Raw genomic sequence first — 26,872 nt, 5'->3', positions numbered from 1 at the left:
CTCAGGCGGCCGTTTCGGCCGTCTCGGCGCGGGTGGCGCTAAAACGCGCACCATTCGCAGCAGCCTTGAAGGGCTCGGCACCGACGCGGCGCAGCGTTGCAATAAAGGTCTCGCCCCCTTCGCGCTGCTGGCGGTAGGTTTCCAGCACCGCTTCGATCACTTCAGGCACTTCCGCCGCCGAGAAAGAGGGGCCAACGGCCTTGCCGGGCACGGCAGGGCCAGACAACGTAGAGCCGTCCGAGCCGCCCAGCGACACCTGGTACCACTCCTTGCCGTCCTTGTCGACACCCAGAATGCCGATGTGGCCGCTGTGGTGGTGGCCGCAGGAGTTGATGCAGCCGCTGATGTGCAGGTCAATCTCGCCCAGGTCATGCAGCTCGTCCAGGTCCTGGTAGCGCTCGGTGATGGCTTCGGCAATAGGAATGGAGCGTGCATTGGCCAGTGCGCAGAAATCGCCGCCGGGGCAGGCAATCATGTCGGTCAGCAGCTTGATGTTGGGCTTGGCAAAGCCTGCCTTGCGGGCGGCGCGCCAGAGCTCGGGCAGCTCGTCGCAGCGCACCCAGGGCAGCAGCAGGTTTTGCTCGTGCGTCACGCGCACTTCACCGGCGCTGAAGCGCTCGGCCAGGTCGGCGGCAGTCTCAAGCTGGGCCGCCGTGGCGTCGCCGGGGGCCTGGCCCAGGCGCTTGAAGGACAGCGTCACGGCGCGCAGGTCCGGGTTTTGGTGCGGCGCGACGTTTTGCTGCAGCCAGCGGCCAAATTCGACATCGTCTTCGGCCGCAGCGCGCAGGATGTGGGCGATCTTGGCGTCGGCTTCCTTGCGGTCGCAGCTGAGGGTGGGCTCCACGAAGCAGGCGGCCACGCGGTCGTATTCGGCTTGCGTGATGGTGTGCGGGCCACCGTCGTGCTCCATGATCTGCTTGTATTCGGCCTCGACGTCGTCGATGTAGCGCTGCCCTTCAGCCTTCACCAGAATCTTGATGCGGGCTTTGTAAATATTGTCACGGCGGCCATAGCGGTTGTACACGCGTACAACGGCTTCCAGGTAGTTCATGATCTGGTTCCAGGGCAGGAACTCGCGGATCACCGTGCCGATGATGGGCGTGCGGCCCATGCCGCCGCCGACCAGCACCTTGAAGCCCAGCTCGCCCTCGGCGTTGCGCAGCAGTTGCAAGCCCACGTCGTGCCAGCCAATGGCGGCACGGTCTTCCCTGGCGCCGCTGATGGCGATCTTGAACTTGCGCGGCAAAAAAGAGAACTCGGGGTGCAGCGTGCTCCATTGGCGCATGATTTCGCCAAACGGGCGAGGGTCGGCGATCTCGTCGACCGCAATGCCGGCACGTTCGTCGCTGGTGATGTTGCGGATGCAGTTGCCGCTGGTCTGGATGCCATGCATGTTGACGCTGGCCAGCAGGTCCATCACGTCGGCTGATTTGTCCAGCGGAATCCAGTTGTACTGGACGTTCTGGCGCGTGGTGAAGTGGGCGTAGCCCGTGGTCAGTTTTGAATGCACCGACTGGCCGTTTTTCAGCGGAATGGCGCCCAGCTTGTCCTGGGTGGCCTGCGCGCCTTCGAGCAGGGCGGCATTGGGCTGGTCGTATTCGCGGGCAATTTTGGCCAGCACACGCAGCTGGGCGCTGGAGAGCTCGCCGTAAGGCACCGCCACGCGCAACATGGGCGCATAACGCTGCACATACCAGCCGTTTTGCAGTCGCAGTGGCCGAAATTCGTCTTCGGGCAACTGGCCGGCCTGCCAGCGCGTGAGCTGGTCGCGGAACTGGTCGGCGCGGGCTTTTACGAACTGGCGGTCAAATTCTGTGTATTGGTACATGGCTGTCGGGGTATCAAACGGTTCAGGATGAAACGGTTTTCAGGGAGCTGCGTGAGCTACGGAAGGAAAAATAGTAGCCGACTATATCGAAATGAGCTTCACGCCGGCGTAGGCCAGCAGGACGGACAGCAGGGAGCGGATCACGCGGTCAGGCGTTTTATGCATCAGGTGCGAGCCCAGCCAGATGCCAGGCAGCGAGCCGGCCAGCAGCTTGATGAGCAAAGACCAGTCTACTGAGCCTATGGAAGCGTGCCCCAGGCCCGCCACCAGCGTGAGCGGCACCGCATGGGCAATATCGGCAGCCACAATGCGCGACAGGGGCAGGGTTGGGTAAAGCAGCATCAGCACGATCACGCCAATGGCGCCCGCGCCCACAGAAGTCATCGTGACCAGAGTGCCGATAACGGCGCCAAACAGTACGGGCAGCGCCCAGTGATGGGCACGGGTCGCCTCGCCCAGCAGTTCGGCGGCGATTTTCTTGGGCACCACTTTGCCGCGAAAGACCTTGTAGAACGTCGCAATAGCCGTCAGCAGCAGCGCCAGGCCTAGCGTTGTCGTCATGATGGTCTGGGTTGTCGGATTGGCCGGCCCCATTCGCTGCAACACGTACAGGGTGAGCAGCGACGCGGGCAGGCTGCCGGCGGCAACCTGGCCGACAATGCGCCAGTCCACGACCCGGGCGCGCGCCAGGCTGACGGTGCCGCCCATTTTGGTGAAGGCGGCGAACAGCAGGTCTGTTCCGATGGCCAGATGGGGCTTGATGCCGAAAAAGAAGATCAAGAGCGGCGTCATCAGCGATCCGCCGCCCACACCCGTCAGGCCGACGACCAGGCCCACGGCAAATCCTGCAAATACAAAGGCAAATTCATGCATAAGCCGGAAAATGTAAGTGGGCGGCTTATAAAAACAAACTACACATTTGTTCTACCTTTATGCGAATAAGCTTATTTGCATGTGTTTATAACGCTTTGCCCGGTTTGGGTGGGGCGTGAACCTGGCTGCGGAGATCGGACTCAACAAGGAGCTGCAGGCGCTGGTACAGTCCGTGCTTCCTCTTCCTGACCGGGGCCTTCCGCGCCTGCCAACACACTGCCAACCCCACTGTCACCCACGGCCAGCATCCTTGCCAGTTGGACCGAATGGCTTATTTTTGGAGAAAACCGTGAAATTTACGAAATCCGCCTGGCTGGGCAGTCTGTTGCTGGCCTCGGTGACTGGGGTGCTGGCGCAAGCCGGCTCAAAGCCGCCGATCAAAATCGGTGAAATCAACAGCTATTCGACCATTCCACAGTTCACCCAACCTTATCGCCAGGGCTGGCAGCTCGCCGTGGAGGAAATCAATGTGACGGGTGGCCTGCTGGGGCGCAAGGTGGAGGTAATCGCGCGCGATGACGCCGGCAAACCCGAGGAAGCGATGCGCCATGCCATCGAGCTCACATCGAAGGAAAAAGTGGACGTCCTGGCCGGCGGCTTTCTGTCCAATGTAGGCTTGGCGCTGGCCGATCATGCCCAGAAGAACAAGAGGGTGTATGTGGCCAGCGAGCCGCTGACCGACGCCCTTGTGTGGGATAAGGGCAACCGCTACACCTTCCGCTTGCGTCCGAGTACTTATATGCAGGCTGCCATGCTGGTCGAGGAGGCGGCCAAGCTGCCCGCCAGGCGCTGGGCCACCATTGCCCCCAACTATGAATATGGCCAGAGCGCTGTCGCCAGCTTCAAGGAGTTGCTCAAGGCCAGGCGGCCGGATGTGGAGTTTGTGGGTGAGCAGTGGCCGGCGCTGGGCAAGCTGGATGCCGGCACCACGCTGCAGGCCACCATGCAGAGCAAGCCCGACGCCATCTTCAATGTGACCTTCGGCGCCGATCTGGCCAAGCTGGTCCGGGAAGGCAACCAGCGTGGAATTTTCCCCAAAACGCCTGTAGTTTCCCTGCTTTCGGGCGAGCCCGAGTACCTGGATGTGCTGAAAGATGAAACACCCAAGGGCTGGATCGTGACCGGCTACCCCTGGGACCAGATCGATTCGCGGGAGCACGCCAGTTTTGCGGCCAATTACTACCGACGTTTCAATGAGTACCCCAAGGTGGGCTCGGTGGTGGGCTATGCCACCATGCAGGCCATTTTTGCAGCGATCAAAAAAGCCAACTCCACCGACAACGAGAAACTGGTGACGGCCCTGCGCGGCCTGAAGTTCTCCACGCCATTTGGACCGGCTGAATTCCGGGCGGTGGATCACCAGTCCACCATGGGGGCCTACGTGGGCAAGCTCGACCTGCGCGGCCACAAGGGCACGATGGTGCAGTGGCGCTATGCGGATGGCAAGGCTTATTTGCCCAGCGATGCCTATGTCAAGGCACGCCGTCCGCCTGATGCCATGAAGTGATCTGCTGGTGATGCGCACTCTGAATTTTCGGGACATGAAAAAGCTGGCTGAATCCCCGCATAATCACCTCCAAATGGCATGCATGGGCGATATGGGCGGCGAGGCAGTCAATCGAATTTTTGTCAAGGTGTTCGGGTTCAGTGACGTGGAGCGCCACGCCCTGAACACGATGTTTCGCCTTTCCGAGAGCCGGTCAACGGCTTATGCGCTCTGGACGGCGGCGGCTCCCCAGGCTGCAGAGATGGCGCTGATTGATGGAGACAGCTGGGAAGCCGCGCTGGAGCTGGCCAACCCCGCCCATGACAGTCTCAAGCTCATTTGGGTTGGTGACAGGGCGCCTGCCAGGGCGAGCCTTGTCGTGGCCCGCCCGCTTCAATGGGCAGCCGTGATTGATGGCATGGATGAGCTGTTTGCGCTGGACATGTCGCCGGCAATTCAACATGACCTTCCTGAGTTCGACCTCGACTTGCCTCTCGGGCCTGAATCCTCTCCCGTGCCGGATACGAACCTGAACCTGAACCTGAACCTGGACCTGGACCTGGATTTTGAGTTCACCACCTCCTCGGCACTACTGGAGCCAGCGTCCGGGATCTGCCGGCCCCACGCCTTGGTGGTCGATGCCAGCCATGATGCCCGTCTGTATATGCGGGCTCGGCTGGCGATGGCCGGGCTGATGCATGTTGACGAAGCCGCCAGCGGCGCAGAAGCGCTGCAATGGCTGAATAACCGGCTCTACAAGCTGGTCATCCTGGACCTGGAGCTGCCGGATATGGACAGCTGGCGGTTGGTCAAGCAGATGGGCGAGGCACGCCCGGCAGTCGATTTCCTGATACTGACCGGAAGCAAGGCTTCGCGATTCGATGCGGCGCGCGGCTGGTTGGCGGGCGCCCGCGCCTGCCTGTGCAAGCCTTTGCATCCCGGGAAGCTCGAGCACCTGCTGCTCAGCCTGACCTGACGCTGTCGCTTCTCCCCGCGCCCCGGCGCCCCCGCACGCTGGTGAGCTGACCCGGCTACAAATTCCTTCAGTCTTTCGACACCGGCTTTGCCTCGCCGTACTGAGGTAGCAAGGCCTCGGCCAAGCGCTGCTCCAGTGGCAGAGGCTCCGCATGAAGCCTGGCGGCCAGCAGCTCCGCGCAGAGCGTGGCAAAGGTCAGTCCCCGCGATCCCATGCCGCTGCATAGCCACAGGCCGGGCGCCGCCGCCAAGGGTCCCAGCGCGGGCAGGCGGCTGGGTGTTGCGCAGCGCACGCCGGCCCACGCCTTGACCTGTCCCGCCTCAAATTGCGCGGTCAGTTTGTGTGCCGCATCGGGAAGCAGTGTCTGCAGCCGGCCGAGATTGTGCCGGTCGTCTTCAGGCTTAAGCTCATTGAGGACGTTGTCCCGTTCAAAGGTCGAACCCGTGACCCACGCAAGCTCGTTGGCCATACCGTTGATGGGCAGCGCGGGAATCAGGCTGCCGTGGCCGTTGACCGGAAATGCCGGCAGCGCGTCAGCGGAGCCCGGTGGGTGCAATGCCCAGGAGACCTGGCCACGAATGGCCTGCAGAGCCAGCGGCGGGGCTGTTGGCGGCAAGGCTGCTTCGGCCAGTGCACGACTGGCATAACCCGCAGCCAGCACCACCAGCTCAGCGCGCGCCAGCACCTGCCCGCGGGCATCCAGCACTTGCCAGGAGTCCGCCTGGCGGACGAGCCGGCTCGCGACTGCGCGCCCATGAAACTCAACGCCTGGCGATGCCAGCCAGGTTTTAACAAGACTGGCGGGTTTGATCCAGCCCGCCCGCACGTGCCACAGGGCAGGTGCCGAGGCCGGCAGGTGGCATTGTGCAAGGTGCCCGGGTGTGGCCGAACAGGTCCAGTCTTGCGCGGCCTCGACCCGATCGGACTGCCAGGCGGCCGGCATCCTGCGCGCATGGTTCACGCAATGCTCCAGCACCCCGGTGGGGTTCCAGTCGCTGCCAGCGTGCAGCATCGTTTGGGCCTGGTGCAGTGTGGCCCTGACCCCGCTGCGCGACAGGCGCGAGAGCAGGCTGTCGTCGGGCGACACATGCGGCGCCAGCACACCCGCGGGCAGGCCGGACGCGCCGCCGGCAGGTGCGTCTGCCGCATCCAGCACCTCCACCTGCCAGCCACGGCGCGCCAGGCTCGCCGCCACCGCCGCGCCGGCCAGGCCAGCGCCGATCACGACGCAACGGCCCGCCCGGTGACGCAGCAGCGGCTGCGTCGATTTTTTGGGTTCCCACGCGGGGTTGAATTCTCCCTGCAGGTTGTCGCGTTTGGGCGGAATGCCCGGCGTTTTCTGCACCACAAATCCGCACTGCGCCAGCGCATCGCGCACACTGCGTGCCACCGTCCAGGTGGCCACGCGGGTACCGCGCCTGCAGCAGCGCGCGACTGCCTTGAAGGTATGCAGATCCCAGATATCCGGTAAATTTTCCGGTTGAAGCCCGGGACTGAAACCGTCGAGGTAGACCGAATCGGCTTCAAACGATTGTTCGCGCAGCATCGCTTTGGCATCACCGATGCACAGCGTCAGCAGCACCCGGCCTTCCTCGAAGGCCAGGCGGTGAAACCCCGGCAACAGGCCCCAGAGCTGCTCCTGCAGTTGCTGCGCAAAAGGCAGCAATTCGGGGTGAACCCGAACGCTGCGCAGCACATCTTCCGCGCTGGCCGGGAATGCTTCTGTAGATACGAAATGCAGCAGGCCAGGGCGCTGCGGGTCGGTTTTCCAGGCTGCCCAAGTCACCAGGAAATTCAGGCCCAGGCCAAAGCCGGTTTCAAGAACACACCATTGCGGTTGCCCGGCCCAGGCTGCGGGCAGGCCGCAGCCCTTCAGAAAAACTTCACGAGCCTGGTCCAGCCCACCCAATTCGCTGCGGTAGCGGTCGCCAAAACGCGGGCTGTAGGGGGTGCCGTCTTTCAGCCACTCAATGCGCTCGGGCATCCGAAATGTTCAGGATGTAAATCTTCGGGGTGTTTACGCGCTCACGGCTGGGAGGGTGGCACGTAGCCCTGTACCGCATCGGCGCCTTCGCCAAAAAAATGCTTTTCCATCTGCCGGGCCAGGTATTGGCGGGCGCGGGCATCGGCCAGGTTGAGCCGGTTTTCATTGACCAGCATGGTTTGCTGTTTCATCCAATCGGCCCAGGCCTCCTTGCTGACTTCTTCCCAGAGGCGCTTGCCCAGTGGGCCGGGATAGGGGGGAAAGTCGAGGCCTTCGGCTTCCCTGCCCAGTTTGATGCATTTGACCATGCGTGCCATTTGAATATTCTTTCGTGGTTATAAGATGTTTTAGGAATAACAAGCTGATTTCTTATTCGTTCCTGTTTTCAATGGCTGCTTCCAGAATCCAGTTTCCCGCATAAACATGCATTTTTGGACCGGAAAGCAACCATGAGTACACGCCGTCACTTTATCAATGTTTCCACCCATGCGGCATTGGCCGTAGCGTTGGCAGGGTCAGTCCTGGCCAGCCATGCCCAGCAACCGGCGGTGACGCTTCTTAATGTGTCCTATGACCCCACCCGCGAGCTGTATGTGGAGTACAACGCCGCCTTCGCCAAACACTGGAAAGCCAAAACCGGCCAGGACGTGACCATCAAGCAGTCGCATGGCGGCTCCGGCAAGCAGGCCCGCTCCATCATCGATGGCCTGGATGCCGACGTGGCCACGCTGGCCTTGGCGGGAGACACCGACGCGCTGGTGAAAAACGGCGGATGGCTCGCCCCCAACTGGCAAAAGAAACTGGCGCACAACTCCTCGCCCTACACCTCGACCATCGTGCTGGTGGTGCGCCAGGGCAACCCCAAGGGCATCAAGGACTGGGATGACCTGGTCAAGCCGGGCGTCAGCGTGATCACGCCCAACCCCAAGACTTCGGGTGGCGCCCGCTGGAACTATCTGGCGGCGTGGGAGTTTGCCAAGCGCAAATATGGCGGCGACGCCAAGGCCAAAGACTTTGTGGCCAAGCTGTACGGCAATGTGCCGGTGCTGGATACCGGCGCCCGTGGATCGACCATCACCTTTGCGCAGCGCGCCCAGGGGGATGTGCTGATTGCGTGGGAGAACGAAGCCTACCTGCTGGAAAAGGAATTTGGCACCAAGTTCGATGTCATCGCCCCGTCGCTCAGCATCCTGGCCGAGCCTGCGGTTGCCATCGTCGACAAGAACGTCGACAAAAAAGGCACGCGTGCCGTCGCCGAGGAATACCTGAAGTACCTCTATTCGGAAGAAGGCCAGGACATCGCGGGCAAGAATTTCTACCGCCCGGCGGTTTCCGAGAAGGCCAAGGCCAAGTACGCCAAGCAGTTCGCCAAGCTGAACCTGTTCACCATCGACCAGGCCTTCGGTGGCTGGACCAAGGCAGACAAGGAACACTTCGCCGATGGTGGCTCCTTCGACCAAATTTACACCCGGAAATAAGTAGCGCGTGTCAGCTCTTTCCCAGTGCCAGCGCGGAACCGGCTTTGCCGGGCCGCAGCTGGCGCCCCTTGAGGGGAGGCGGCCGCAGGCCGCTTCGGGGTGAGCTTATTAATCAGGGAAAACTTTAAACAATGTCCGCGCAACAATCCATCCTGCTGATCGCCGGCAGCCCATCCGAACAGTCGCGCTCGTCGGCGCTGCTCGACTCGGTCAGCCACCGGCTGGCCCTGCGGGGCGGCTTGGCGGTCGACCGCCTGAACATCCGCGAGCTGCCCGCCCAGGCGCTGCTGCTGGCGGAATGGGGGCATCCGGCCATTGCCGCAGTGATAGCGCAGGTGGCGCGGGCCCGTGCCATTGTGGTGGCCACGCCGGTGTACAAGGCGGCTTACAGCGGCCTGCTCAAGGTGCTGCTGGACTTGCTGCCGCAAACCGCCTTGAAAGAAAAAACTGTGCTGCCGCTGGCCACCGGCGGCAGCCCCCATCACATGCTGGCCCTTGATTACACGCTGCGGCCGGTGCTGCAGTCCCTGTCGGCCCGCCACATCTTGCCGGGTGTGTACGCCACCGACGCGCAAGTCCCGCAGGCAGCCGACCAGCGTTATACGGTCGGCCCCGACATTGCCGCCCGGCTTGATGACGCGGTCCTGACCCTGCTGGCCGAGAGCTTTCGAATGCCGGCCACGACCGGCTTTGAGCCGGTTCATTTCTCCAGGGTGCGATGTAGCGTCTGACGCGCACGTTCCCCGGTTTTCGGCCCCGGCTTTTGAGGCCGATTTTTAAATCTCTTCCAATTTTTCAAGAATGCTGCGCTGCCGGCAGGGCCAAGCCTTGCCTGCGCACCACCCAAAGGACATGACCATGACAACTGATACAACCACGAGCGCGCCCCATGAAAGCCCCAGCCGGCAAGGCTGGGTGCTGCGGGCCGTGCGTGACCTGGCCATCGCAGCGCTCACCGTGGCAGCGCTCGCCCTGATCGTCAGTTTTTTGCTGATGCCTGTGGCCCGCGCCCAGAGTGCCCGGGAGAAAGTCGAGCTGCGCATCGGCTACCAGAAGGCGGCCAGCCTCTTTGTGCTGCAAAAAGCCCAGGGAACGCTTGAAAAGCGCCTGGCACCGCTGAACGCCAGCGTGAAATGGGTGGAGTTTCCGGCCGGGCCGCAACTGCTCGAAGGCCTGAACCTGGGCTCGGTGGATGTCGGTTATGTGGGTGAAGCGCCGCCGATTTTTGCGCAAGCTGCCGGTGCCAAATTTGCCTACATCGGCTACGACCCGGCGGCGCCGGAAGCCGAAGCGATTCTGGTGCCCAAGGATTCCAGCATCAAGTCGGTGGCTGAGCTGAAGGGCAAGAAAGTCGCCCTCAACAAAGGCAGCAACGTGCATTACTTGCTGGTCAGGCTGTTGGAGAAAAATGGCCTCAAGCTCAGTGATGTTCAGCCGGTTTACCTGCCACCGGCCGATGCGCGGGCCGCATTTGAAAGCAAAAACGTCGATGCCTGGGTGATTTGGGATCCGTTCTCGGCGGCCGCAGAAAAAGCCATTGGCGCCCGTGTGCTGGCAGACGGCAAGGGCGTGGTCAACAACTACCAGTACTACCTGGCCGAGCGCAGTTTCGTCGCCAAAAACCCCAGAGTGATCCAGGCGCTGTTTGACGACTCGGTGGAGCAGGGCGCCTGGCTCAAGGCCAATCTGAAAAAAGCGGCCGAGCTGATTGCACCGCTGCAAGGCCTACCCGTCGAAGTGGTCGAGCTCAGCCTCAAGCGCTATGAGTTCAACGTCCGGCCTGTGCCCGACAGCGTGATTGCCGACCAGCAAAAACTGGCCGACACCTTTTTTGACCTCAAGCTGATCCCCAAAGCCATTGCGGTTCGTGATGCGGCTTACCGGCCTGCACCCTAAGACACGAAAAACACAAGAAACACAAGAAACACGAGAAGGAAACACACCATGAGCAAGTCCGTCAGCAAGCCCGCCTCTTTTTCTTTGCGCCGCCGTTTTCTGAAAATTGTCGGCACCACCGCAGCCCTGTGGGGCTTGGGCATCCAGGCCGCCAAGGCGCAACAGCCCTCTGCTACCACTGAGAAAGCACCCGAGCAGCTAAGGATTGGCTACCAGAAGTCCGCCGTCAATCTGGTCATTCTCAAACAGTTGGGCGTGCTCGAAAAGCGCTTCCCCAGCACCAAGGTGGTGTGGGCCGAATTCCCGGCCGGCCCGCAGTTGCTGGAGGCCCTGTCGGTCGGTAGCCTGGAGTTTGGCCTCACGGGCGACTCACCGCCGGTATTTGCGCAGGCGGCAGGCAAAGACCTGCTGTATGTGGGTGTCGAGCCTCCCAAACCCGACAGTTCGGCCATTCTTGTGTTGAACGACTCGCCGGTGCGCTCTCTGGCAGAACTCAAGGGCAAAAAAATCGCCCTGCAAAAAGGCTCCAGCGCGCACTACCTGCTGGTGCGTGCGGTCGACAAGGCCGGTCTGAAGTGGGACGACATCCAGCCGATTTACCTGGCGCCGGCCGACGCACGGGCCGCGTTTGAGCGCAAGAGCGTGGACGCCTGGGCCATCTGGGACCCGTTTTATGCGGCGATAGAGCTGGCCATCAAGCCACGCGTGCTGGCTACGGGGCGTGAGCTGTCAAGCAACAACTCGTTCTACCTCGCCTCAAGGCCTTTTGCCACGCAGCATGAGAAGACCCTGGCGGTGCTGTTTGACGAGTTGACGCGTGCCGACGCCATCGCGCAGAACAAGCGCAAAGAGGCCATCAAGCTGGTGTCCGATTTCAGTGGCCTCGATGCGGGCGTGGTCAGTCTTTTCATTCAGCGCCGTCCGGCCTCACCGGTCGGCCCGCTCAATGCGACGGCCGTGGCCGACCAGCAACGCGTGGCCGACGCCTTCCTGAAGTTGGGCCTTATTCCAAAGCCAGTCCGTGTGGCCGACATCGTGTGGCAGCCTGGGAATCCCCCCCGAATTGGCCTGGCGGCCGCCTCCCCCCCAGGGGGGCGCCACCAGCAGCCCGGCAAAGCCGGTTCTGCGGTGGCCGCTGGAACGCGCCTCGCCAGCGCATCAACAAGGAGTTTCTGATGCAGGTTTTCTGGTTCATCCCCACCCACGGTGACAGCCGTTACCTGGGCACGGGCGAAGGCGCCCGTGAAGTCAACTACGACTATCTCAAGCAGATTGCGCAGTCTGCCGACAACCTCGGCTACGAAGGCGTGTTGATCCCCACGGGGCGCTCCTGCGAAGACCCCTGGGTCGTGGCTTCCAGCCTGCTGCCGGTGACCAAAAACCTCAAGTTCCTGGTGGCCGTGCGACCCGGCCTGCACCAGCCCAGCCTGGCAGCCCGCATGGCCGCCACCTTTGACCGGCTCTCGGGCGGCCGCCTGTTGATCAACCTGGTGACGGGCGGCGACCAGACCGAGCTGGAAGGCGATGGCGTCTACCTGGACCATGCCCAGCGCTACGAGCAATCGGCTGAGTTCATTCGTATCTGGCGTGAGATCCTTGCGCGCAGCCATGATGGCGAGAGCTTTGACTACGAAGGCCAGCACTTGAGCGTGAAGGGCGCCAAGCTGCTGTATCCGCCGGTGCAAAAACCTTACCCACCGGTGTATTTCGGCGGCTCGTCGGCCCCGGCGCACGCGTTGGCTGCCGAGCAGGTTGATACCTATCTGACCTGGGGTGAGCCGCCTGCTGACGTCGCCAAAAAGGTGGCCGATGTGCGCGAGCGTGCCGCGAAGCATGGCCGGACCGTCAACTTTGGCATCCGCCTGCATGTCATCGTTCGGGAAACCGACGACGAGGCCTGGAAAGCCGCCGAGAACCTGATCAGCCGGCTCGATGACGACACCGTGATCCGGGCACAGTCGGCGTTTTCCAGAATGGACTCCGAAGGCCAGCGCCGCATGGCGGCGCTTCACGCGGGGGCAAGGAATAAGGCCCCCACGCTCGGCACTAACGTGTCCTCGCTGCCCCCCGAGGGGGCGCTCACGCCTAGGGGCGGCCCGTCGGCGTTCAGTCGCACACGCGCCGACCTGGAAATCAGCCCCAATCTGTGGGCCGGCGTGGGCCTGGTGCGCGGCGGTGCCGGCACCGCGCTGGTCGGTGACCCGCAGACCGTGGCGGCGCGCATTGAAGAATACGCGGCGCTCGGGCTGGACACCTTTGTGTTGTCGGGCTATCCGCATCTGGAAGAGGCCTACCGCTTTGCCGAGCTGGTGTTTCCGCTGCTGCCGCGCAAGTTGCGTCAAAAGCTCTCGGGGACGGCGCTCAATGGCCCGTTTGGCGAGGTGGTGGCCAACAACTACCTGCCGCGTGTCTCGCAAAGCTGAGCTCAAGGACGATCTGATGACCAACCATATCCGTGAACTGCAGGTCACACCTGTGCCTGGCTTTCCTGATTTTCCTGATGGCGTGGATACGCCGGGGCTGGGCTTTCGGTCCCTGGCCGGTTTGGCCTGGCCGCAGTTTTCTGTCGCCGCTTTCTTGCGTGACCTGGCCCAGCGCTTCCTGCCTTGGGCGGTACCCCTCGGCTTGGTGGCGCTTTGGCAGGTGGCCTCATCACTGGGGTGGTTGTCTACCCGCGTGTTGCCCGCGCCGCTGGAGGTGATCAAGGCCGCCTGGGCGCTGTCGGTGTCCGGTGAGTTGTGGACGCATGTGAAGGTCAGTGCCTGGCGGGCGCTGGCCGGGCTGGCGATTGGCGGCGGGCTGGGCCTGGCTGTTGGCTTGCTGACAGGCTCGGTGCGGTTTTTTGAAACCCTGCTCGACTCCACCATCCAGATGGTGCGCAACATCCCGGCGCTGGCGCTGATTCCGCTGGTGATCCTGTGGTTTGGCATTGACGAAACGGCCAAGCTCTTTTTGATTGCCGTGTCGGTGTTCTTCCCGATCTACATCAACACCTTCCACGGCATCCGCAATGTGGACCCGGGCCTGATCGAAATGGGCCGTACCTATGGCCTGTCGCGCTGGCAGCTGTACCGCGAAATCATTCTGCCGGGCGCGCTGTCGTCCATTCTGGTGGGGCTGCGCTTTTCGCTTGGCCTGATGTGGGTGATTCTCATCGTGGCCGAAACCATTTCGGCACAGGCCGGTATTGGCTACCTGACGATGAATGCGCGGGAGTTTTTGCAGACCGATGTGGTGCTGGTCGGCATTCTGCTTTACGCCCTGCTGGGCAAGCTGGCCGACGTGTTTGCCCGCGGGCTGGAGCGCTACTGGCTGCGCTGGCACCCCGGCTACCAGAGCGCTGGCGTTTAAGGAGGAAAGCCATGACCATTGCTAAAAAAACCGAATCCCGTGGCGTGCGTCTTGAAGTGCGCGGCCTGTCCAAGCGCTACGGCAAGCGCCAGGTGCTGCAACACACCGAGCTGACGATTGAACCCGGCGAGTTTGTCGCCATCGTCGGCCGCAGCGGCTGCGGCAAAAGTACCTTGCTGCGCCTGGTGGCCGGGCTGGAGCCAGCCACGCAAGGCAATATCCGGCAGGGTGGGCAGGACGTCAAGAGCCTGAGCAACGACACCCGCATCATGTTTCAGGACTCGCGCCTGCTGCCCTGGCGGCGCGTGGTGGACAACGTGGCGCTGGGCTTGCCGCCCGGCGGCCATGCGGCGGCGGCCGAGGTGCTGGCCCAGGTGGGCCTGGCCGACCGCCTGCCTGACTGGCCGGCCCGGCTCTCGGGCGGGCAGCGCCAGCGCGTGTCGCTGGCCAGAGCCCTGGTGCACAACCCGCGCCTGCTGCTGCTCGATGAACCGCTGGGCGCACTCGACGCGCTGACCCGCATCGAAATGCACCAGCTGATTGAAGGCCTGTGGCAGCAAAGCGGCTTCACAGCCCTGCTGGTGACGCACGACGTGCAGGAAGCTGTGGCACTGGCCGACCGCGTCATCCTGATTGAAGACGGCCGCATTGCGCTGGATGAGCGCATCCCTTTGGCCCGCCCCCGGGAGCGCAGCAACCCGCAGTTTGGTGTCCTTGAAAAGAGGATCCTGGACCGTGTGCTGCAGCAACCGGGTGAAGAAATATCACCGAGCGAGGCGGCCTGGCCGGGTGCGCTGGCGCATGGTTTGCGCTGGGCTGTCTGAGTGATAAGGAAAGTGGCGCTAGACCAATATTTACAGGCGCATGGGAGCTATTTATTCAATAGCGATTTCATAGCGTTTTTGATAGTGCTTTCAATCGTGTTTTTTTAACCCAAAGGAGTTTATTCATGTCCATCCAGGCCATCAACGTGCGCAACCAGTTCCGCGGCAAAGTCAAAGAAATTATCCGCGGCGACGTGGTCTCTGAAATCGATATCGAAACGCCCTGGGGCATCGTCACCTCCGTCATCACCACACGCTCGGTCGACCAGCTCGAGTTGGCCACCGGCAGCGACGTGGTGGCGCTGGTCAAGTCGACCGAAGTCTCCATTGCCAAGCTCTAGTGCATCACTGCAGTTCAACGCCCGCCTTTTTGACCAGCTTCGCGTACTTCACCAACTCGCTGCGGAAATACTGCGCGGCCGCCTCGGGTGTGCCTGGATTGATGGTGTTGCCCTGTTTGGCCATGGCTTCTTTCACCTCGGGGGTGGCGTAGGCGGCGGCCACGGCTGCCTGGATGCGCCTGGCCTCTGCCGCTGGCAGCTTGGCCGGACCAATCACGGCAAACCAGCCTTCCATGTTGTAGTTGGGCAGGCCCTGTTCGGCAATGGTGGGAATATCCGGTGCGGCGCTCACGCGGGCGCTGCCACCGATGCCAATGGCGCGCAGGGCGCCGCTTTTCAGGTGCGCCTGCACCGACGGCAGCGCCAGCACGCCCATCTCGACCTGCCCGCCAATCAGGTCAGCCACCATGGGGCCCACCCCTTTGTAGGGGATATGTTTGGCCTTGACTTGGGCCTCGTCAAGAAACATTTCCGCCGCCAGATGCAGGATGGTGCCGTTGCCCGATGAGGCGTAGTTGTAGCCATCAGGTTTGGCCTTGAGCAGCGCCACCAGTTCCTTGACGTTGGTGGCCGGCATCTTGGCCGGGTTGACCACCAGCACCATCGGGGTGGTGCCGATGATGGTGATGGGGGTGATATCGGCAATCGGGTCAAACGGCAGTGATTTGTAGACGCTGGGGTAAATCACATGGTTGTTGGACACCACGCTCAGCGTCATGCCGTCGGGCGCCGACTTGACCAGGGTCGCCGTGCCGACTATGCCGCCGGCGCCGGGCTGGTTTTCAATCACCAACGGATGACCCAGCGCCTTGCCCAGCGCAACGCTGGCGGCGCGAACAATGGTGTCCACTCCGGAGCCTGCGCCTACCGGCAGGATGAAGCGCACCACCTTGTCGGTGGTCTGGGCCAGCAGGGCCAGCGGTGTGCTCAGGAGCGTGCTGCCAAAAGCCAGGGCACCCAGGCGTTGCAGGGTCTGGCGCCGGGTCGTTTGTTTCGTGTTGAGGGTGGTCGTTTGGGTTGTCATTTTTTGTCTCCGTCTTTGGGGTGGGTTGCTGAAATCGTTTGGCCGCTCAACTCACGGCCGCCTGCGAATGCAAATTCTCGATGGCGCTGGCGCTGTAGCCCAGTCCCGAGAGCAGTTCCTGCGTGTGTTCGCCCAAGGTGGGTGGGTGCAGGCGCACGCCCAGGCGCTGGCCCTGCATGGTGATGGGGAAGAGGGTGGTTTTAACGGTCTGCCCGGCTTTCGGGCCGTCGGGCAGGCGCACATCGGCCAGGCCGCCGGTGGCCAGCAGGTGCTCGTCGTCGAACAGGTCCTCGGGCCGGCGAATCGGCGCAAAGGGCAGGCCGGCTTTTTCCATCAGGCTTGAGAGCTCGGCGGCGCTGCGCGGGGCCAGCCGTGCGGCCAAATCCTTCAGCAGCGCCGGGCGCACCTCAACGCGCTGGTTGTTGGTCGCCAGCGCGGCATCGCACTTCAGGTCGTCAAAACCCAGCACGGTGCAAAAGGTCTGCCACTGCGCGTCACTCACGGCGGCCAGGAATATCTGCTCGCCGTCTTTCACAGTGAAGACGTCGTACACCGCCCAGGGGTTGTCGCGGGCGGGCATGGGGGCAGGGTGTTTGCCGGTCATGGCGTACTGCAACATATGCTGGCCCATCAGGAACACATTGTTTTCATACAGCGCCGACTGAACTTCCATGCCCTTGCCGCTGATGCCGCGCTGGATCAGCGCGCCCAGCGCACCGATGGCGCCAAACAGGCCGCCCATGATGTCGTTCACGCTGGTGCCGGCGCGCAGAGGGTCGCCGGGGCGGCCTGTCATGTAGGCCAGGCCGCCCATCATCTGCACCACCTCGTCCAGCGCGGTGCGGTGGTCGTAGGGGCCGGGCAAAAACCCCTTGTGGCTGACGTAAATAACGCGTGGATTGGCGGCGCTCAAGGTGGCGTAGTCGAGCCCGTATTTGGCCATGGTGCCGGGCTTGAAGTTTTCGGCCACCACATCGGCGCTGGCGCAGAGCTTGCGCGCCACTTCCACGCCCGCGGCATCGTGCAAATCAATGCCTATGCTTTTTTTGTTGCGGTTGAACAGCGGGAAAAAGCCCGAACCGGCACCCAGCAGGCGGCGGGTGCGGTCGCCGTCGATCGGCTCGACCTTGATGACCTCGGCCCCCATGTCGGCCAGCACCATGCCGCAGGTGGGGCCCATGACCATGTGGGTGAATTCGACGACACGCAAGCCGGCCAGTGGCTGGGGTACGGCTGAGGTTTGATGGTTCTGCATGCAGCTACTCGTTATATGTTGATCGCGTTAATCGCGTTGATCGTTGATCTGGAATGTTTACGCCGTGGCGACTGCCTGCATGGTTTTGGGCAGGCCTGCGCGCCACAGCGTGCCGTGCAGGGTTTCGCCCTCCAGCCAGCCGGCCACCTGGGTGCGCAGCGCCATAAGCTTGTCGAAATCGATGCCGGTGCCGATGCCCATGCTGGCAAACATGTAGACCAGGTCTTCGCTGGCCACGTTGCCGCTGGCGCCTGGTGCGTGCGGGCAGCCGCCAATGCCGGCCAGGCAGGCGTCAAAACGCGTCACCCCGGTTTGCAGCGCGGCATACACATTGGCCACCCCCATGCCGCGCGTGTCATGAAAATGGCCGCAGGCCAGCCGGTCGCCGGCTATGGCGAATGCGGCCACGAACAGGTCTTGCACCATGGCCGGATCAGCATAACCCACCGTGTCGGCCAGACCCACGCGGTCCGCCCCCGCGTCCAGCACCGCCTGCAGCAGGCGCAGCACCTCGGACGGTTCGACCCGGCCCTGCAGCGTGCAGCCAAACGCCGTGCTAAAGCCCACCTCGATCAGGATTTTTGAGCCCGAGGCATCACGCGCCGCCCGGATGCGGCCAATCTCCTGCACCACTTCATCGGGTGTCTTGCGCAAATTGGCCAGGCTGTGCGCATGGCTGGCTGAAAGCGGTAGCAGCATCAGGTCGGCGCCTGAGTCGATGGCGCGCTCGGCACCCTTGAGATTGGGCACCAGCACCGAGGTGACGAGTCCCGGCAGGGTTTTGGCATAGGCCACCAGCTCCGCGGTGTCGGCCAGTTGCGGCAGCAGCCGTGCCGGCACAAAAGAGCCGACTTCGATTTCGCGCTGGCCAGCCTCGTAGGCGCCACGTATCCAGGCCAGCTTGCGGGCAGTGGGCATAACGGTAGCGATGCTCTGCAGCCCGTCACGCAGGCCCACCTCGCGAATGCTGACCTGCCGGGGCAGGGCCGGCTTGACGGACAGGGCGGACAGGGCGGCTTGGGGGGACACCGTAGCGCTTGAAAGCATGTTCACTGACTAGTCTCCAGGTATTTTGAAATTCAGAGGTGCAGTTTAGAATTTCCCGATTGCTTATGGTTATCAATTTTGGAACCTCCAGCGTTCCGTATCGGAATATTTAAAGCAGACAAGCGAGTCCTGCGCAACCGGAGCTGCCCATGAGAGACCTGGACATGACCACTTTGCGGCTGTTCGCCGCCGTGTGCGAGACGCGCAGCATCGCCCGGGCCGCCGAGCAGGCCAACATTGTCGGCTCAGCCATCAGCAAGCGGCTGGCCCAGCTGGAAGACACCGTCGGCACGCCGCTGCTGGTGCGCCGGCGCCGCGGCGTCGAGCCCACACCCGCCGGTGAGAGCCTGCTGGAACACGCGCGTACCATGCTGGCCAGCGCTGAGCAGATCGAGCGCGACATGGCCGCTTATGCGCTGGGCGTGCGCGGCCAGGTTCGCATCCTGGCCACGGCGTCTGTCATGGCCGAATCGCTGGCCGACGATGTGGCGGCCTTTTTGCAGGTTCAGGCGCACCACGACATCCGCGTCACCATGGAAGAGCGCGTCAGTCCCGACGTGATTCGCGGCATCAAGGAGGGCGTCGCATCGGTCGGCATCTGCTGGGATGCCGCCGACCTGACGGGCCTGCAGTCGCGCAGCTACCGCAGCGACCACCTCGCCATCGTGGTCCACCCGTCGCACCCGCTGGCCCGGAACGAGACGGTGCGCTTTGAGCAGACGCTGGATTACGAGCATGTCAGCCTGCCGGCGCACAGCGCGGTGCAGGTGCTGTTGCAGCGCGCCGCCGCGCTCCAGGGCAAGGCCGTCGTGCATCGGGTGATCGTGTCCAACTTCGAGGCCGCGCTACGCGTGGTGCGCGCCAACCTGGCCATCAGCGTGGTGCCGCGCGAAGTGGCCGAGCCGTATGCCCGCACCTACGGGTTGCGCGTGGTGCCCCTGCTTGATGCCTGGGCCAGTCGCCGCTTTGCCATCTGCTTTAGAGATGCATCCAGCCTGTCAGCGGCGGCGCAACTGCTGGTGAGCCATTTGGCCGCAAAGGAGAACGAGGGGGCGGAGTAGCGGTTTTATGGGGAAAACCGGTCAAAAAGCGGTGGGTGGCCCACGATGCACCATGCTCCTGCACCTCCGGTGGCCGGGGTCGCCGATACGGCTGAAAAGACCTGCTCAAAGCCGGGGAAAGCGGCCGAATTGCTTTTAGCGGTAAAATTGGTCTCCAACCCATGGCAGACAAGCACCGGAGGCTATAAAAAATATAGCATTCAGGGCACACCCAGACTATGCCGAAATGGCTCTGGCGACCGGCACAAGTAAACATGCGCCGGTGCTGCACGTGCTTGTATTTGGGGAAGGAACCCCCAGTTTCTTTTCATGAACGCCACCAAATCACAGCCTCCCAAAACCAACCTCACGGTAACGCACGTGCTGGCCGAACTGCTTGAGCGGCTGGAGCACAGTGCCGAACCGGTGGGGGCCGAGCAGTACCTGTCCGTGGTGCAGCATCTCGTCAATGAGCTCAGCGAAGTCGAGCCCGGCGTGGCGCTGGGCGCCTTGCTGGATACCCATCCGGCGGCCGCTGAACTCTATGAAAACGTCAACTACCAGTATGCGGGCCTCTGCCGCTCCGCACTGGATGCCTCGCTGGCTGCAGAGCGCGAGGCTAAAGCGGCCATTCATCAGGCCATGAACCGTTCAACAACCCAACCCAAGGAAGATCCAAACCATGGCAAGAGCTGACGCCAAAACCGCTGTCCTCGCTGACGGCCTGCGCTACAAGTCCAAGGTGTCGGGATCGCCGTTTGCCGCCACCACGTCTTTTGGTGCTGCCACCATGTCGTGTTTCATGTGCGGCAAGCATCGCGCCCGCTCCCTGATGGGCACCCGAAAGGTGCTCGGCAAATCCCAGGCGGTGTGCTCCCCCTCGTGCAAGGCGCTGGATGAAGCGCTGGAGAACGCGGCCGGCTGAGCCCCGCATTGATGCATTGATCATGGGCCTGCCCTTGGCGCATACTGCCTGAAAAATGCACAGATAAAGGCGCACGTAAAAGGTGACTGCCATGAAAACCCGGGACTCGCTGCTAGCCCCTGATGGGGCAACCGATCACATCCGTGGCCAGTCATTCGCCGCTGTCACGGTGATTGAGTACGGCGATTTTGAATGCGCGCTGTGCCTGCAGGCCTACGCGGGGCTGAAGGTGATGCTCCCGCATTTCGGTCAGCAGTTGCGCTTTGTATTTCGCCACTTCCCGCTGCGGGAAATGCATCCGCACGCCGAACTGGCCGCTGAAGCGGCGGAAGCGGCCGGTGCCCAGGGCAAGTTCTGGCCCATGTACGAGCTGCTTTTCACGCACCAGCAACACCTCACGGAAAAGCACCTGCTCGACTACGCGGAACAAGTGGGCCTGGACATGCCACGGTACCGGAACGAAATGAGAGACCACGTCTACCTGCAGCGCGTGCAGGAGCACATACTGGGCGCAAGGCATCTGGACATACGCTCGACCCCCGCGTTTTATGTCAACGGCGTGATCACCGATGTTTCATTTGGCGTGCAGCACCTGCACGAGGCAATTGACAAGGTGTTGCTGGCCACCTGACGTCCTTCGCAGCTCAGAGAGCAGGCGCCACCAGTGCGCCGGCCAGCGCGGCATTCCTGCTCTGCAAACGTCGCACCTGCAGTGTCGCACCAATGAAAAGCAGCACCAACAGCACCAACAGCACCAACAGCACTAATGGCACCCCGGTCACCACCTTCAGTTCCGGCGCTTCCGCGTGGGCCAGCAAAGGTGCGCCCAGCGGCCCAACAGTTTCCAGCGGCCCGCCACGGCCGCCAGCACCAATGCCATCGCGAGGTGCACGGAGCACGCGAAATCGCAAGCAAACCCTGTGCCGAGCAGATTGTGGCCTTTGTTGGCCGTTTGGCCTGGACCCGTGTCAGGGACCGATAATCGGGTTCTTCTGCATCAGGCTGCGCAATTTTGATGCGCCTGCCGGCGGCATTCGCCACACACCTGACACACCAATGACACACCAGGGATACCCGTGAGAAAAACCTACCAACTCAACATCGAAGGCAAGAACCGCGACCGCCTGTTCGACGCAGCCAAGCACGACATCCGCAAATACATCAAACGCGAACGTGCCAAAGCCTTGCCGGCGGGCGTTGATTTCTGGGACTTTGACTGCAAGTCAGGCGCCAGCGAAGCCACGGCTTCCGGGGTGCCGTTTGCTGACCTGATCAGTTCCGTGGATGCCCTGGTGAAAGAGGGCGGCGACCAGTTTTATGTGGAGGTGGTGAGAAAGCACGGCCACCGCGCGGCCCGGCCCACCGCTGCCGGGAGCGAAGCCGATGCGCAGTAAGCAGTAAGCGCGGTTTCGTTGCCCCTTTGTTGTTATTTATCGTGCGTCTGCGCGCGTGCGGCCGCTGCGCGCAGCTTGTCTTTCTTGCTTGGGCGCTTGCCCTTGATGCCACCGGTAGAAGCAGGGTCGGCAGCGTTGGGCGCCTGCGTTTCAAGTGGCTCAAAACCTTCAACCTGCTCACGCGCAACCTTGATGCCCTGGCGCTTTTCAATCAGGCGAAGGTGTGCCTCGGTGGCTGCGCTGACAAAGCTGACAGCCAGGCCGTTTTCCCCGGCGCGGCCGGTGCGGCCGATGCGGTGCGTGTAGTCCACCGCTGAGCGGGGCAGGTCGTAGTTCACCACCACCGGCATCTGCGCAATGTCAATGCCACGCGCGGCCACGTCGGTAGCCACCACCACCTGCACGGCCTTGATCTTGAAGTCCCGCAAAACCTGGGTGCGTTTGCCCTGGCTCAGCTCGCCATGAAAGGGCTCGGCCTCGATGTGCACTTTACGCAGTTTGTCTGCCACGATTTCTGCGGCGTGTTTGGTCGCCACGAACACCAGCACACGCTCCCACTTCTCGGTTTGCACCAGGTGGCGCAGCAGTTGCGTCCGGCGGCTGGCATCGACCTCAATGGCGCGCTGCGCGATGTCGGGTTTGGCCTCGGGCGTCGCCTGCACTTCAATGCGCAGCGGGTTGTGCAGCATGCTTTCAGCCAGCGCCTCAATGGCTGGCGGGAACGTGGCCGAGAAAAACAGGTTTTGGCGCCGGGGTGGAAGCTGTTCAAGGATACGGCCCAGTTCTTCGCCAAAGCCCAGATCCAGCAGGCGGTCTGCCTCGTCCAGCACCAACGTGCTCACTTCAGAAATTTTCAGTGCGTTGTGTTCAAGCAGGTCGATCAGGCGCCCCGGCGTGGCCACCACGATGTCCGCGCCACCGCGCAGGTTCATCATCTGCGGATTGATGGACACGCCGCCAAACACCACGGCCACCTTGACGCGCTGCGGCAGGTATTTGGCAAAGCCGGCGATGGCTTCACCCACCTGCGCCGCCAGCTCGCGCGTGGGCACCAGGATCAGGCCCCGGGTAGGCCGTGGTGTTCCAGTGGGCGCGTTTGCCAGTTGCTGCAGCATGGGCAATGCAAACGCGGCTGTTTTGCCCGAACCCGTTTGGGCGGAACCCACCACGTCGCGTCCCAGCAGGATCGCCGGAATGGCTTGGGACTGAATGGCGGTGGGTGCTCGGTAGCCTTTGTCGCCAATGGCGCGCAGAAAAGCCGGCAACAGCGCCGGCGAGAAGCCCAGTGAAGAAAATGGCATAGACAAAGGCTCAGGAAGGTGAAAGACGGGTGCGGGCCGACTTGCGGCGGGCGAGTGTGGTCGTCGGCTGGCGCGGTTTGAGGCCCCAGTGCAGGGGCGATACATTGCCGCCCGAAGCTGTGAGTTTAAGTCCGGTGCCCGCAGTGCCCAAACAGCGTCGGCATAAATGGGGACATGGGCGCCATGGGCGACATCGAGGTGTCATTTTCCCCGTGCAAGATTGAGCCTCGTCCTTTTTGTTTCTTTACATGCTTCCCGCAATTTCCACCGTTGTTTCCCGTCTCATGATTCGTACACGCTCCATTTCCGTCAAAGAAGCTTCCATCATCGCCGTCGCCGCCCTGGACGACCTCGTGAATGATCTGGTCAAGGCGAGTTGCCTCAACATGTCACCAGCGTTTCTGGATTGGGTAGCCGACGAAGCGACACCGCTGGTGGATCGGTATGTCGCGCATTTTTTCAACAGCCCGCGGTTTGCCAACAGCCTTCGCATGGGTGACCCGAGGGTTGCCATGGCCCGCTGGGTGCGCCACTGGGTGTGCCCCTGGATAGTGGTTAATTTCGACCAACTGGCCGGGTACCTGCCGGAGTTTGCAGAAAGTCGGCCTGCGGGCTTGGCTTCAAGGGCGCCGGCTGCCGCATCATTTGCATGAATTGCCACGCCGCCGCCGCGCTGCGGCAGCGGGTCAGCTCGGGGGCAAGCTGCCTTGCACAGGCTTGACCGTCTCACTTCGATGCCGGCCAGCTAGCGCTTGTCGTGGTAAGTGAGGTCGCTGTGGGGCGCTGCCATGAACTCCGGCAGTTGCTCCGCCTGCAACGAGAATTCACGCAACGCGGGGTAGCGGGTCATGGGTACCACTTCCGGAAGCATCGCTTGCGTGAAGTGCCAGGCAATCGCCGTGCTCACGCCGTCCTGACCCATGGTGTCGCTGGTGGTCGCCAGCGGTTTGCGCTGAAGTTCTGATTCCAGCCCATCGAGGGCGGCGAGAAGCTGGCCGGTGACACGAGTCACCCAGGGTTGATGCAATTTTTCGGCAGGCCGGAGGTTCCGCTCATAGACGATCTGGACGCTTTTTTCACAGGCAGCGAGGGCCAGGCCGATCACGCGCAGGGCCTGCTGGCGTTCTGGAATTGCGGCGGGCATGAGGCTCTTGCGCGGGGCGGCGATCGCTTCGGCGTAGTCGATGATGAGCGTGGAATCCATGAGGACCTGGCCGTCATCACAGACCAGCGAGGGTGCTTTGACCACCGGATTGATCTGCTGAAACTGGGCGAAGGTGCTGAACACGGAGACCGAGCGATGCTCGAAACGCAGACCGAGAAGCTGCAGGGAAATAGCCACGCGGCGAACGTAAGGTGAGTCAAGCATTCCGATGAGCTGCATGGTTTCTCCTGTTGGAACCGGTTACAAGGATTCAGGGCTTGCCGGCAATGGCGGACTTGTCTTTTTGCGGAAGTGGCGACGACTGAACAATGAGATCGCGCATCGAACCGAGGGCCAGTGCCAGGAACACGGCGGCGCAGAGTTTGTAGGTGACCTTGGCCCACTGCGTACCTGCGCGGCGAAAGATTCTGTCAACAACTGCCGCGCAGAAGAACGCCCACACCACCGACGACACCATGAACCCCAAAAAGAAGATGGTGTAGTCGGAGGCCTTTGGCTCATGGATGCCGATGGCCCCAAGGGCGCTTCCCAGAGCGGCCCAATAGGCAATGTTTTGCGGGTTGGTCACGGACAGGAGGACGCCGGCACGCATGGCCCGTTTGGGCTCGACCGTCGCCGAGCCGGTTAAAGAGAACTCCTGGCTGGCGGAAACCCAGGAGTCGCGGGCAAGCCAGAAAAGGTACACGGCCCCGGCGATGCCGACGGGCCAGCGAATCCATTCCAATTGAAGAAGCAGTCCTATGCCTGCCAGCCCCAGCAGGGCCCAGAGCGCATCTCCAGCCAGCGATCCGATTTGCACGGCAAGGGCAGGCCGAAACCCGCCGCGTACGCCCTGGCGCACGGTTTCGGCAAACACAGCGCCGGGCGCGGCGTTGAACAGAAGCCCGAGCAGGAAAGCGGAGATGAAGAGAGCGGCCACGAAGTCGGTGCAAAAAAAAGAAGACCCGACGTTTATACCGCGCAGGCCGCGGCCAGCTCCTTGAATTTCTCAACCTGCCACGCGAACTCGCCCTCAAAAGCCGTCGGATCGGTGACCGCATAGCCGCCATAGCCATAGACGGCAGCGTAAGCCGCGTAGCTGGCCGCTTCAAGGGCGCGGCCAGCCAGCGCGTTTGCTACGGCGTAGGTGGCAGAAACGGCCGCATGCGCCGAGCCGTCAATGGAGTTGGAGCCCCGGTGGCTGTTGGCAAGCGCGGCAATTTCCTGCGCGGCCTGTGCCAAGGCGGGCCTATCCAGTTTGCCGTCAACGAAGGCCTGAAGCATTGCGAGGCAGTCGATGGCCTGGGGGTCTTCCAGCAGGTGCTGCACACGGGAAGCACAGGCAAGGCCAAAGGCCAGACGGAGCGCTTCGTGGCGTGGTTCATTGATGTGGATGGCGGCCGCCAGGCGCGATAGTTCGTGGTTCATGGCAATTTCCCCGGAGCATTTTGCCGAAATGATGGGCTGGATTTTCGGGGCAGGACTAGTGCCGCCAAATGCCGCTGGCGCCTGGTAATTTCCAGGATGAACAATGGGAGCAGCACGCCTGCGGCAAGGCTTGCCGCACTGTTGAAGTGGCCGTTGTGGCTGATGCGGGAAAGTATCAGGAAGGTCCGTCCCTGGGCGAGGTAATGAAACACCAGGATGAGCAGGCTGCCAGATCCTATGTAGGTCAGCGGACGCCGCAATACCGCATATTTCTGCAACAGCGAAGAGGTGCAGAGAACGATGTAAATGCCCAGGGCAGCCTGTAAGGAAGAAATGAGCGGGTTGCCGTAGAACCTCAGATTCAAATCCATGGTTTCGTCAAAGTAGTAATGCAGCAAGGCGAATGCGATGGTCGAAACAAGAAACCCGATGGCGCTGAAATGCATCGATATCACCCGTTTCCTGAGCAGGAATCCGAACAGGATACAGGCCGAGCTGATGAATGTCAGGTCAAGGCTCCACGGAAGCCCGGGCAATCGGTTCAGGCCCATGAAGGGCAACTGCGAGGTATCGATTTGCCAGAACCAGTCTATGAGCCGGATCCCGGTTACCAGAAGGGCCGAGGCAATCAGGAAGATCCAGGCCGGGCGGTTCCTGGCGGCCGTGGTGGCGCGCAGGATTGCCATGGACACGAGCGACGCCACGAAGAGATGCGGCAAAAACCATAGCGGCGCCCACGCGATGGTGGGGGCGGTGGCATAAATGACACCGGAAAAATAAGCAAGCGGGGATGCATCGGCTGTTGGGACGGCTGCCGGATCGAATGCCTCTGCAATGCCCAGAAATATCAACACAACGAAATACGGCTTCAAAAGGGCGTCTGCCCGGGACAGCGCAAACTTCCCCAGGCGGTCGGAGTCCTTGAGAAACAAGCCCGAGAGAAAAAAGAACAGGGGCAGGTGAAACGAGTAAATAACCCGGAAGAGCTCGCCCTTTTCCTGCAAAACCGCCCAGTTATGACCAAGCACAACCAGGATGATTGCGATGCCCTTGGTTATGTCTACGGTGGCGTTACGGCTGGTCATGGCAAGCGGTCAGTCAAGTGTCATCATTTCATGCGCGCCAGACTCATGGAGGCGGTGGTGGTAGAACTTGGACACACCATTTTTCCCCAGTTGGGTTTTTCACGGGATGGGCGGCCGATTCACCGTATTTAAATACTGCGGAAAGGGCACAGGCGCTGTCTTGCTTTGCAGGAATTGCATTTTTGATGCAAA

The 26,872-nt window shown here is 62.2% G+C and carries 29 protein-coding genes; 16 read left to right on the top strand and 13 right to left on the bottom strand.

Features of this window, described 5'->3' with window-relative positions; all coding sequences use genetic code 11:
• Position 1 precedes the first annotated feature (1 nt).
• A complete protein-coding gene (locus AC1DUR_RS00375; RefSeq protein ID WP_477716815.1) occupies positions 2–1,828 on the bottom strand; it encodes a nitrite/sulfite reductase in 1,827 nt (608 codons plus the stop codon).
• A gap of 81 nt (positions 1,829–1,909) precedes the next feature.
• Positions 1,910–2,701, bottom strand: a complete 792-nt coding sequence (locus AC1DUR_RS00370) for a sulfite exporter TauE/SafE family protein (protein WP_477716814.1) — start codon at positions 2,699–2,701, stop codon at positions 1,910–1,912.
• A 289-nt stretch (positions 2,702–2,990) separates the two neighbouring features.
• Here AC1DUR_RS00370 and AC1DUR_RS00365 point away from each other — a divergent pair, with 289 nt between their 5' ends.
• On the top strand, positions 2,991–4,208 hold the full coding sequence (locus tag AC1DUR_RS00365) for an ABC transporter substrate-binding protein (protein WP_477716813.1): 1,218 nt from the start codon (positions 2,991–2,993) through the stop codon (positions 4,206–4,208).
• Between the two features lie 82 nt (positions 4,209–4,290).
• Positions 4,291–5,163, top strand: a complete 873-nt coding sequence (locus AC1DUR_RS00360) for a response regulator (protein WP_477716812.1) — start codon at positions 4,291–4,293, stop codon at positions 5,161–5,163.
• 67 nt (positions 5,164–5,230) lie between these two features.
• On the opposite strand, the gene mnmC is transcribed toward AC1DUR_RS00360, so the two are convergent.
• Together mnmC and AC1DUR_RS00350 are read right to left on the bottom strand one after the other, a co-directional pair.
• Entirely contained in the window at positions 5,231–7,147 is a 1,917-nt protein-coding gene (gene mnmC, locus AC1DUR_RS00355) for a bifunctional tRNA (5-methylaminomethyl-2-thiouridine)(34)-methyltransferase MnmC2/FAD-dependent 5-carboxymethylaminomethyl-2-thiouridine(34) oxidoreductase MnmC1 (RefSeq protein WP_477716811.1), read from the bottom strand.
• A 41-nt stretch (positions 7,148–7,188) separates the two neighbouring features.
• Complete coding sequence (locus AC1DUR_RS00350; RefSeq protein WP_477716810.1) at positions 7,189–7,464, bottom strand: oxidative damage protection protein; 276 nt, start codon at positions 7,462–7,464, stop codon at positions 7,189–7,191.
• 132 nt (positions 7,465–7,596) lie between these two features.
• Here AC1DUR_RS00350 and AC1DUR_RS00345 point away from each other — a divergent pair, with 132 nt between their 5' ends.
• The 8 genes from AC1DUR_RS00345 (at position 7,597) to AC1DUR_RS00310 (ending at position 15,037) form a co-directional block, all read left to right on the top strand.
• Positions 7,597–8,625: a sulfate ABC transporter substrate-binding protein gene (locus tag AC1DUR_RS00345; protein WP_477716809.1), complete on the top strand. Its 1,029-nt coding sequence runs from the start codon at positions 7,597–7,599 to the stop codon at positions 8,623–8,625.
• Positions 8,626–8,756: 131 nt separating this feature from the next.
• A complete protein-coding gene (gene ssuE, locus AC1DUR_RS00340; protein ID WP_477716808.1) occupies positions 8,757–9,356 on the top strand; it encodes an NADPH-dependent FMN reductase in 600 nt (199 codons plus the stop codon).
• A gap of 127 nt (positions 9,357–9,483) precedes the next feature.
• Positions 9,484–10,521, top strand: a complete 1,038-nt coding sequence (locus tag AC1DUR_RS00335) for a sulfonate ABC transporter substrate-binding protein (protein WP_477716807.1) — start codon at positions 9,484–9,486, stop codon at positions 10,519–10,521.
• A gap of 48 nt (positions 10,522–10,569) precedes the next feature.
• A complete protein-coding gene (locus tag AC1DUR_RS00330; RefSeq protein WP_477716806.1) occupies positions 10,570–11,697 on the top strand; it encodes a sulfonate ABC transporter substrate-binding protein in 1,128 nt (375 codons plus the stop codon).
• Positions 11,697–12,944: an FMNH2-dependent alkanesulfonate monooxygenase gene (locus AC1DUR_RS00325; RefSeq protein ID WP_477716805.1), complete on the top strand. Its 1,248-nt coding sequence runs from the start codon at positions 11,697–11,699 to the stop codon at positions 12,942–12,944. The genes AC1DUR_RS00330 and AC1DUR_RS00325 overlap by 1 nt, the downstream gene beginning before the upstream one ends.
• Before the next feature lie 16 nt (positions 12,945–12,960).
• A complete protein-coding gene (gene ssuC / locus AC1DUR_RS00320) occupies positions 12,961–13,872 on the top strand; it encodes an aliphatic sulfonate ABC transporter permease SsuC (protein WP_477716804.1) in 912 nt (303 codons plus the stop codon).
• An 11-nt stretch (positions 13,873–13,883) separates the two neighbouring features.
• Entirely contained in the window at positions 13,884–14,696 is an 813-nt protein-coding gene (locus AC1DUR_RS00315; protein WP_477716803.1) for an ATP-binding cassette domain-containing protein, read from the top strand.
• 125 nt (positions 14,697–14,821) lie between these two features.
• On the top strand, positions 14,822–15,037 hold the full coding sequence (locus AC1DUR_RS00310; RefSeq protein ID WP_477716802.1) for a TOBE domain-containing protein: 216 nt from the start codon (positions 14,822–14,824) through the stop codon (positions 15,035–15,037).
• A gap of 4 nt (positions 15,038–15,041) precedes the next feature.
• Here the strand turns inward: AC1DUR_RS00310 and AC1DUR_RS00305 are convergent, their stop codons facing one another.
• From AC1DUR_RS00305 to AC1DUR_RS00295, 3 genes are read right to left on the bottom strand one after another with little or no spacing between them, the layout of a single operon-like run.
• Positions 15,042–16,061, bottom strand: a complete 1,020-nt coding sequence (locus AC1DUR_RS00305; protein ID WP_477716801.1) for a Bug family tripartite tricarboxylate transporter substrate binding protein — start codon at positions 16,059–16,061, stop codon at positions 15,042–15,044.
• A gap of 46 nt (positions 16,062–16,107) precedes the next feature.
• A complete protein-coding gene (locus AC1DUR_RS00300) occupies positions 16,108–17,316 on the bottom strand; it encodes a CaiB/BaiF CoA transferase family protein (RefSeq protein ID WP_477716800.1) in 1,209 nt (402 codons plus the stop codon).
• Between the two features lie 57 nt (positions 17,317–17,373).
• Complete coding sequence (locus AC1DUR_RS00295) at positions 17,374–18,363, bottom strand: hydroxymethylglutaryl-CoA lyase (protein WP_477717218.1); 990 nt, start codon at positions 18,361–18,363, stop codon at positions 17,374–17,376.
• A 149-nt stretch (positions 18,364–18,512) separates the two neighbouring features.
• On the opposite strand from AC1DUR_RS00295, the gene AC1DUR_RS00290 reads away from it, so the two are divergent.
• From AC1DUR_RS00290 to AC1DUR_RS00275, 4 genes are all read left to right on the top strand, one after another.
• Positions 18,513–19,424: a LysR family transcriptional regulator gene (locus AC1DUR_RS00290; protein WP_477716799.1), complete on the top strand. Its 912-nt coding sequence runs from the start codon at positions 18,513–18,515 to the stop codon at positions 19,422–19,424.
• A 309-nt stretch (positions 19,425–19,733) separates the two neighbouring features.
• On the top strand, positions 19,734–20,099 hold the full coding sequence (locus AC1DUR_RS00285; protein WP_477716798.1) for a hypothetical protein: 366 nt from the start codon (positions 19,734–19,736) through the stop codon (positions 20,097–20,099).
• Positions 20,086–20,328 (top strand): hypothetical protein, encoded by a 243-nt coding sequence (locus AC1DUR_RS00280; protein WP_011483276.1) that lies wholly within the window; start codon positions 20,086–20,088, stop codon positions 20,326–20,328. Before AC1DUR_RS00285 ends, AC1DUR_RS00280 begins: the two co-directional genes overlap by 14 nt.
• A 91-nt stretch (positions 20,329–20,419) precedes the next feature.
• Positions 20,420–20,959 carry a DsbA family protein gene (locus AC1DUR_RS00275; RefSeq protein WP_477716797.1) on the top strand — a complete coding sequence of 180 codons (540 nt, stop codon included), beginning with the start codon at positions 20,420–20,422 and terminating at the stop codon, positions 20,957–20,959.
• Between the two features lie 13 nt (positions 20,960–20,972).
• Here AC1DUR_RS00275 and AC1DUR_RS00270 read toward each other — a convergent pair whose 3' ends face one another.
• A complete protein-coding gene (locus AC1DUR_RS00270) occupies positions 20,973–21,227 on the bottom strand; it encodes a hypothetical protein (protein WP_477716796.1) in 255 nt (84 codons plus the stop codon).
• 177 nt (positions 21,228–21,404) lie between these two features.
• On the opposite strand from AC1DUR_RS00270, the gene AC1DUR_RS00265 reads away from it, so the two are divergent.
• Entirely contained in the window at positions 21,405–21,722 is a 318-nt protein-coding gene (locus tag AC1DUR_RS00265; RefSeq protein WP_477716795.1) for a DUF6172 family protein, read from the top strand.
• A gap of 32 nt (positions 21,723–21,754) precedes the next feature.
• Here the strand turns inward: AC1DUR_RS00265 and AC1DUR_RS00260 are convergent, their stop codons facing one another.
• A complete protein-coding gene (locus AC1DUR_RS00260) occupies positions 21,755–23,023 on the bottom strand; it encodes a DEAD/DEAH box helicase (RefSeq protein ID WP_477716794.1) in 1,269 nt (422 codons plus the stop codon).
• A 284-nt stretch (positions 23,024–23,307) separates the two neighbouring features.
• Here AC1DUR_RS00260 and AC1DUR_RS00255 point away from each other — a divergent pair, with 284 nt between their 5' ends.
• A complete protein-coding gene (locus AC1DUR_RS00255) occupies positions 23,308–23,676 on the top strand; it encodes a hypothetical protein (protein ID WP_477716793.1) in 369 nt (122 codons plus the stop codon).
• Between the two features lie 92 nt (positions 23,677–23,768).
• Here AC1DUR_RS00255 and AC1DUR_RS00250 read toward each other — a convergent pair whose 3' ends face one another.
• From AC1DUR_RS00250 to AC1DUR_RS00235, 4 genes are read right to left on the bottom strand one after another with little or no spacing between them, the layout of a single operon-like run.
• Positions 23,769–24,407 (bottom strand): glutathione S-transferase, encoded by a 639-nt coding sequence (locus AC1DUR_RS00250; protein ID WP_477716792.1) that lies wholly within the window; start codon positions 24,405–24,407, stop codon positions 23,769–23,771.
• A gap of 31 nt (positions 24,408–24,438) precedes the next feature.
• A complete protein-coding gene (locus AC1DUR_RS00245; protein WP_477716791.1) occupies positions 24,439–25,107 on the bottom strand; it encodes a LysE family transporter in 669 nt (222 codons plus the stop codon).
• Positions 25,108–25,139: 32 nt separating this feature from the next.
• Positions 25,140–25,595, bottom strand: a complete 456-nt coding sequence (locus AC1DUR_RS00240) for a putative immunity protein (RefSeq protein ID WP_477716790.1) — start codon at positions 25,593–25,595, stop codon at positions 25,140–25,142.
• Positions 25,592–26,680 (bottom strand): acyltransferase family protein, encoded by a 1,089-nt coding sequence (locus AC1DUR_RS00235; protein ID WP_477716789.1) that lies wholly within the window; start codon positions 26,678–26,680, stop codon positions 25,592–25,594. Before AC1DUR_RS00235 ends, AC1DUR_RS00240 begins: the two co-directional genes overlap by 4 nt.
• Positions 26,681–26,872: the final 192 nt, after the last annotated feature.

The sequence above is a fragment of the Polaromonas sp. P4_F4 genome (assembly GCF_056401355.1).
Note: the sequence above shows the minus strand (reverse complement) of the source record. Positions and strands in the feature narration are given on the sequence as shown.

Excerpts from the sequence above, each read along its gene's own strand:
- AC1DUR_RS00375 (WP_477716815.1), bottom strand. The coding sequence starts at position 1,828 with ATGTACCAATACACAGAATTTGACCGCCAGTTCGTAAAAGCCCGCGCC.
- AC1DUR_RS00370 (WP_477716814.1), bottom strand. The coding sequence starts at position 2,701 with ATGCATGAATTTGCCTTTGTATTTGCAGGATTTGCCGTGGGCCTGGTC.
- AC1DUR_RS00360 (WP_477716812.1), top strand. The coding sequence starts at position 4,291 with ATGGGCGATATGGGCGGCGAGGCAGTCAATCGAATTTTTGTCAAGGTG.
- mnmC (WP_477716811.1), bottom strand. The coding sequence starts at position 7,147 with ATGCCCGAGCGCATTGAGTGGCTGAAAGACGGCACCCCCTACAGCCCG.
- AC1DUR_RS00350 (WP_477716810.1), bottom strand. The coding sequence starts at position 7,464 with ATGGCACGCATGGTCAAATGCATCAAACTGGGCAGGGAAGCCGAAGGC.
- AC1DUR_RS00345 (WP_477716809.1), top strand. The coding sequence starts at position 7,597 with ATGAGTACACGCCGTCACTTTATCAATGTTTCCACCCATGCGGCATTG.
- ssuE (WP_477716808.1), top strand. The coding sequence starts at position 8,757 with ATGTCCGCGCAACAATCCATCCTGCTGATCGCCGGCAGCCCATCCGAA.
- AC1DUR_RS00335 (WP_477716807.1), top strand. The coding sequence starts at position 9,484 with ATGACAACTGATACAACCACGAGCGCGCCCCATGAAAGCCCCAGCCGG.
- AC1DUR_RS00330 (WP_477716806.1), top strand. The coding sequence starts at position 10,570 with ATGAGCAAGTCCGTCAGCAAGCCCGCCTCTTTTTCTTTGCGCCGCCGT.
- AC1DUR_RS00325 (WP_477716805.1), top strand. The coding sequence starts at position 11,697 with ATGCAGGTTTTCTGGTTCATCCCCACCCACGGTGACAGCCGTTACCTG.
- ssuC (WP_477716804.1), top strand. The coding sequence starts at position 12,961 with ATGACCAACCATATCCGTGAACTGCAGGTCACACCTGTGCCTGGCTTT.
- AC1DUR_RS00315 (WP_477716803.1), top strand. The coding sequence starts at position 13,884 with ATGACCATTGCTAAAAAAACCGAATCCCGTGGCGTGCGTCTTGAAGTG.
- AC1DUR_RS00310 (WP_477716802.1), top strand. The coding sequence starts at position 14,822 with ATGTCCATCCAGGCCATCAACGTGCGCAACCAGTTCCGCGGCAAAGTC.
- AC1DUR_RS00305 (WP_477716801.1), bottom strand. The coding sequence starts at position 16,061 with ATGACAACCCAAACGACCACCCTCAACACGAAACAAACGACCCGGCGC.
- AC1DUR_RS00300 (WP_477716800.1), bottom strand. The coding sequence starts at position 17,316 with ATGCAGAACCATCAAACCTCAGCCGTACCCCAGCCACTGGCCGGCTTG.
- AC1DUR_RS00295 (WP_477717218.1), bottom strand. The coding sequence starts at position 18,363 with ATGCTTTCAAGCGCTACGGTGTCCCCCCAAGCCGCCCTGTCCGCCCTG.
- AC1DUR_RS00290 (WP_477716799.1), top strand. The coding sequence starts at position 18,513 with ATGAGAGACCTGGACATGACCACTTTGCGGCTGTTCGCCGCCGTGTGC.
- AC1DUR_RS00285 (WP_477716798.1), top strand. The coding sequence starts at position 19,734 with ATGAACGCCACCAAATCACAGCCTCCCAAAACCAACCTCACGGTAACG.
- AC1DUR_RS00280 (WP_011483276.1), top strand. The coding sequence starts at position 20,086 with ATGGCAAGAGCTGACGCCAAAACCGCTGTCCTCGCTGACGGCCTGCGC.
- AC1DUR_RS00275 (WP_477716797.1), top strand. The coding sequence starts at position 20,420 with ATGAAAACCCGGGACTCGCTGCTAGCCCCTGATGGGGCAACCGATCAC.
- AC1DUR_RS00260 (WP_477716794.1), bottom strand. The coding sequence starts at position 23,023 with ATGCCATTTTCTTCACTGGGCTTCTCGCCGGCGCTGTTGCCGGCTTTT.
- AC1DUR_RS00255 (WP_477716793.1), top strand. The coding sequence starts at position 23,308 with ATGATTCGTACACGCTCCATTTCCGTCAAAGAAGCTTCCATCATCGCC.
- AC1DUR_RS00250 (WP_477716792.1), bottom strand. The coding sequence starts at position 24,407 with ATGCAGCTCATCGGAATGCTTGACTCACCTTACGTTCGCCGCGTGGCT.
- AC1DUR_RS00240 (WP_477716790.1), bottom strand. The coding sequence starts at position 25,595 with ATGAACCACGAACTATCGCGCCTGGCGGCCGCCATCCACATCAATGAA.
- AC1DUR_RS00235 (WP_477716789.1), bottom strand. The coding sequence starts at position 26,680 with ATGACCAGCCGTAACGCCACCGTAGACATAACCAAGGGCATCGCAATC.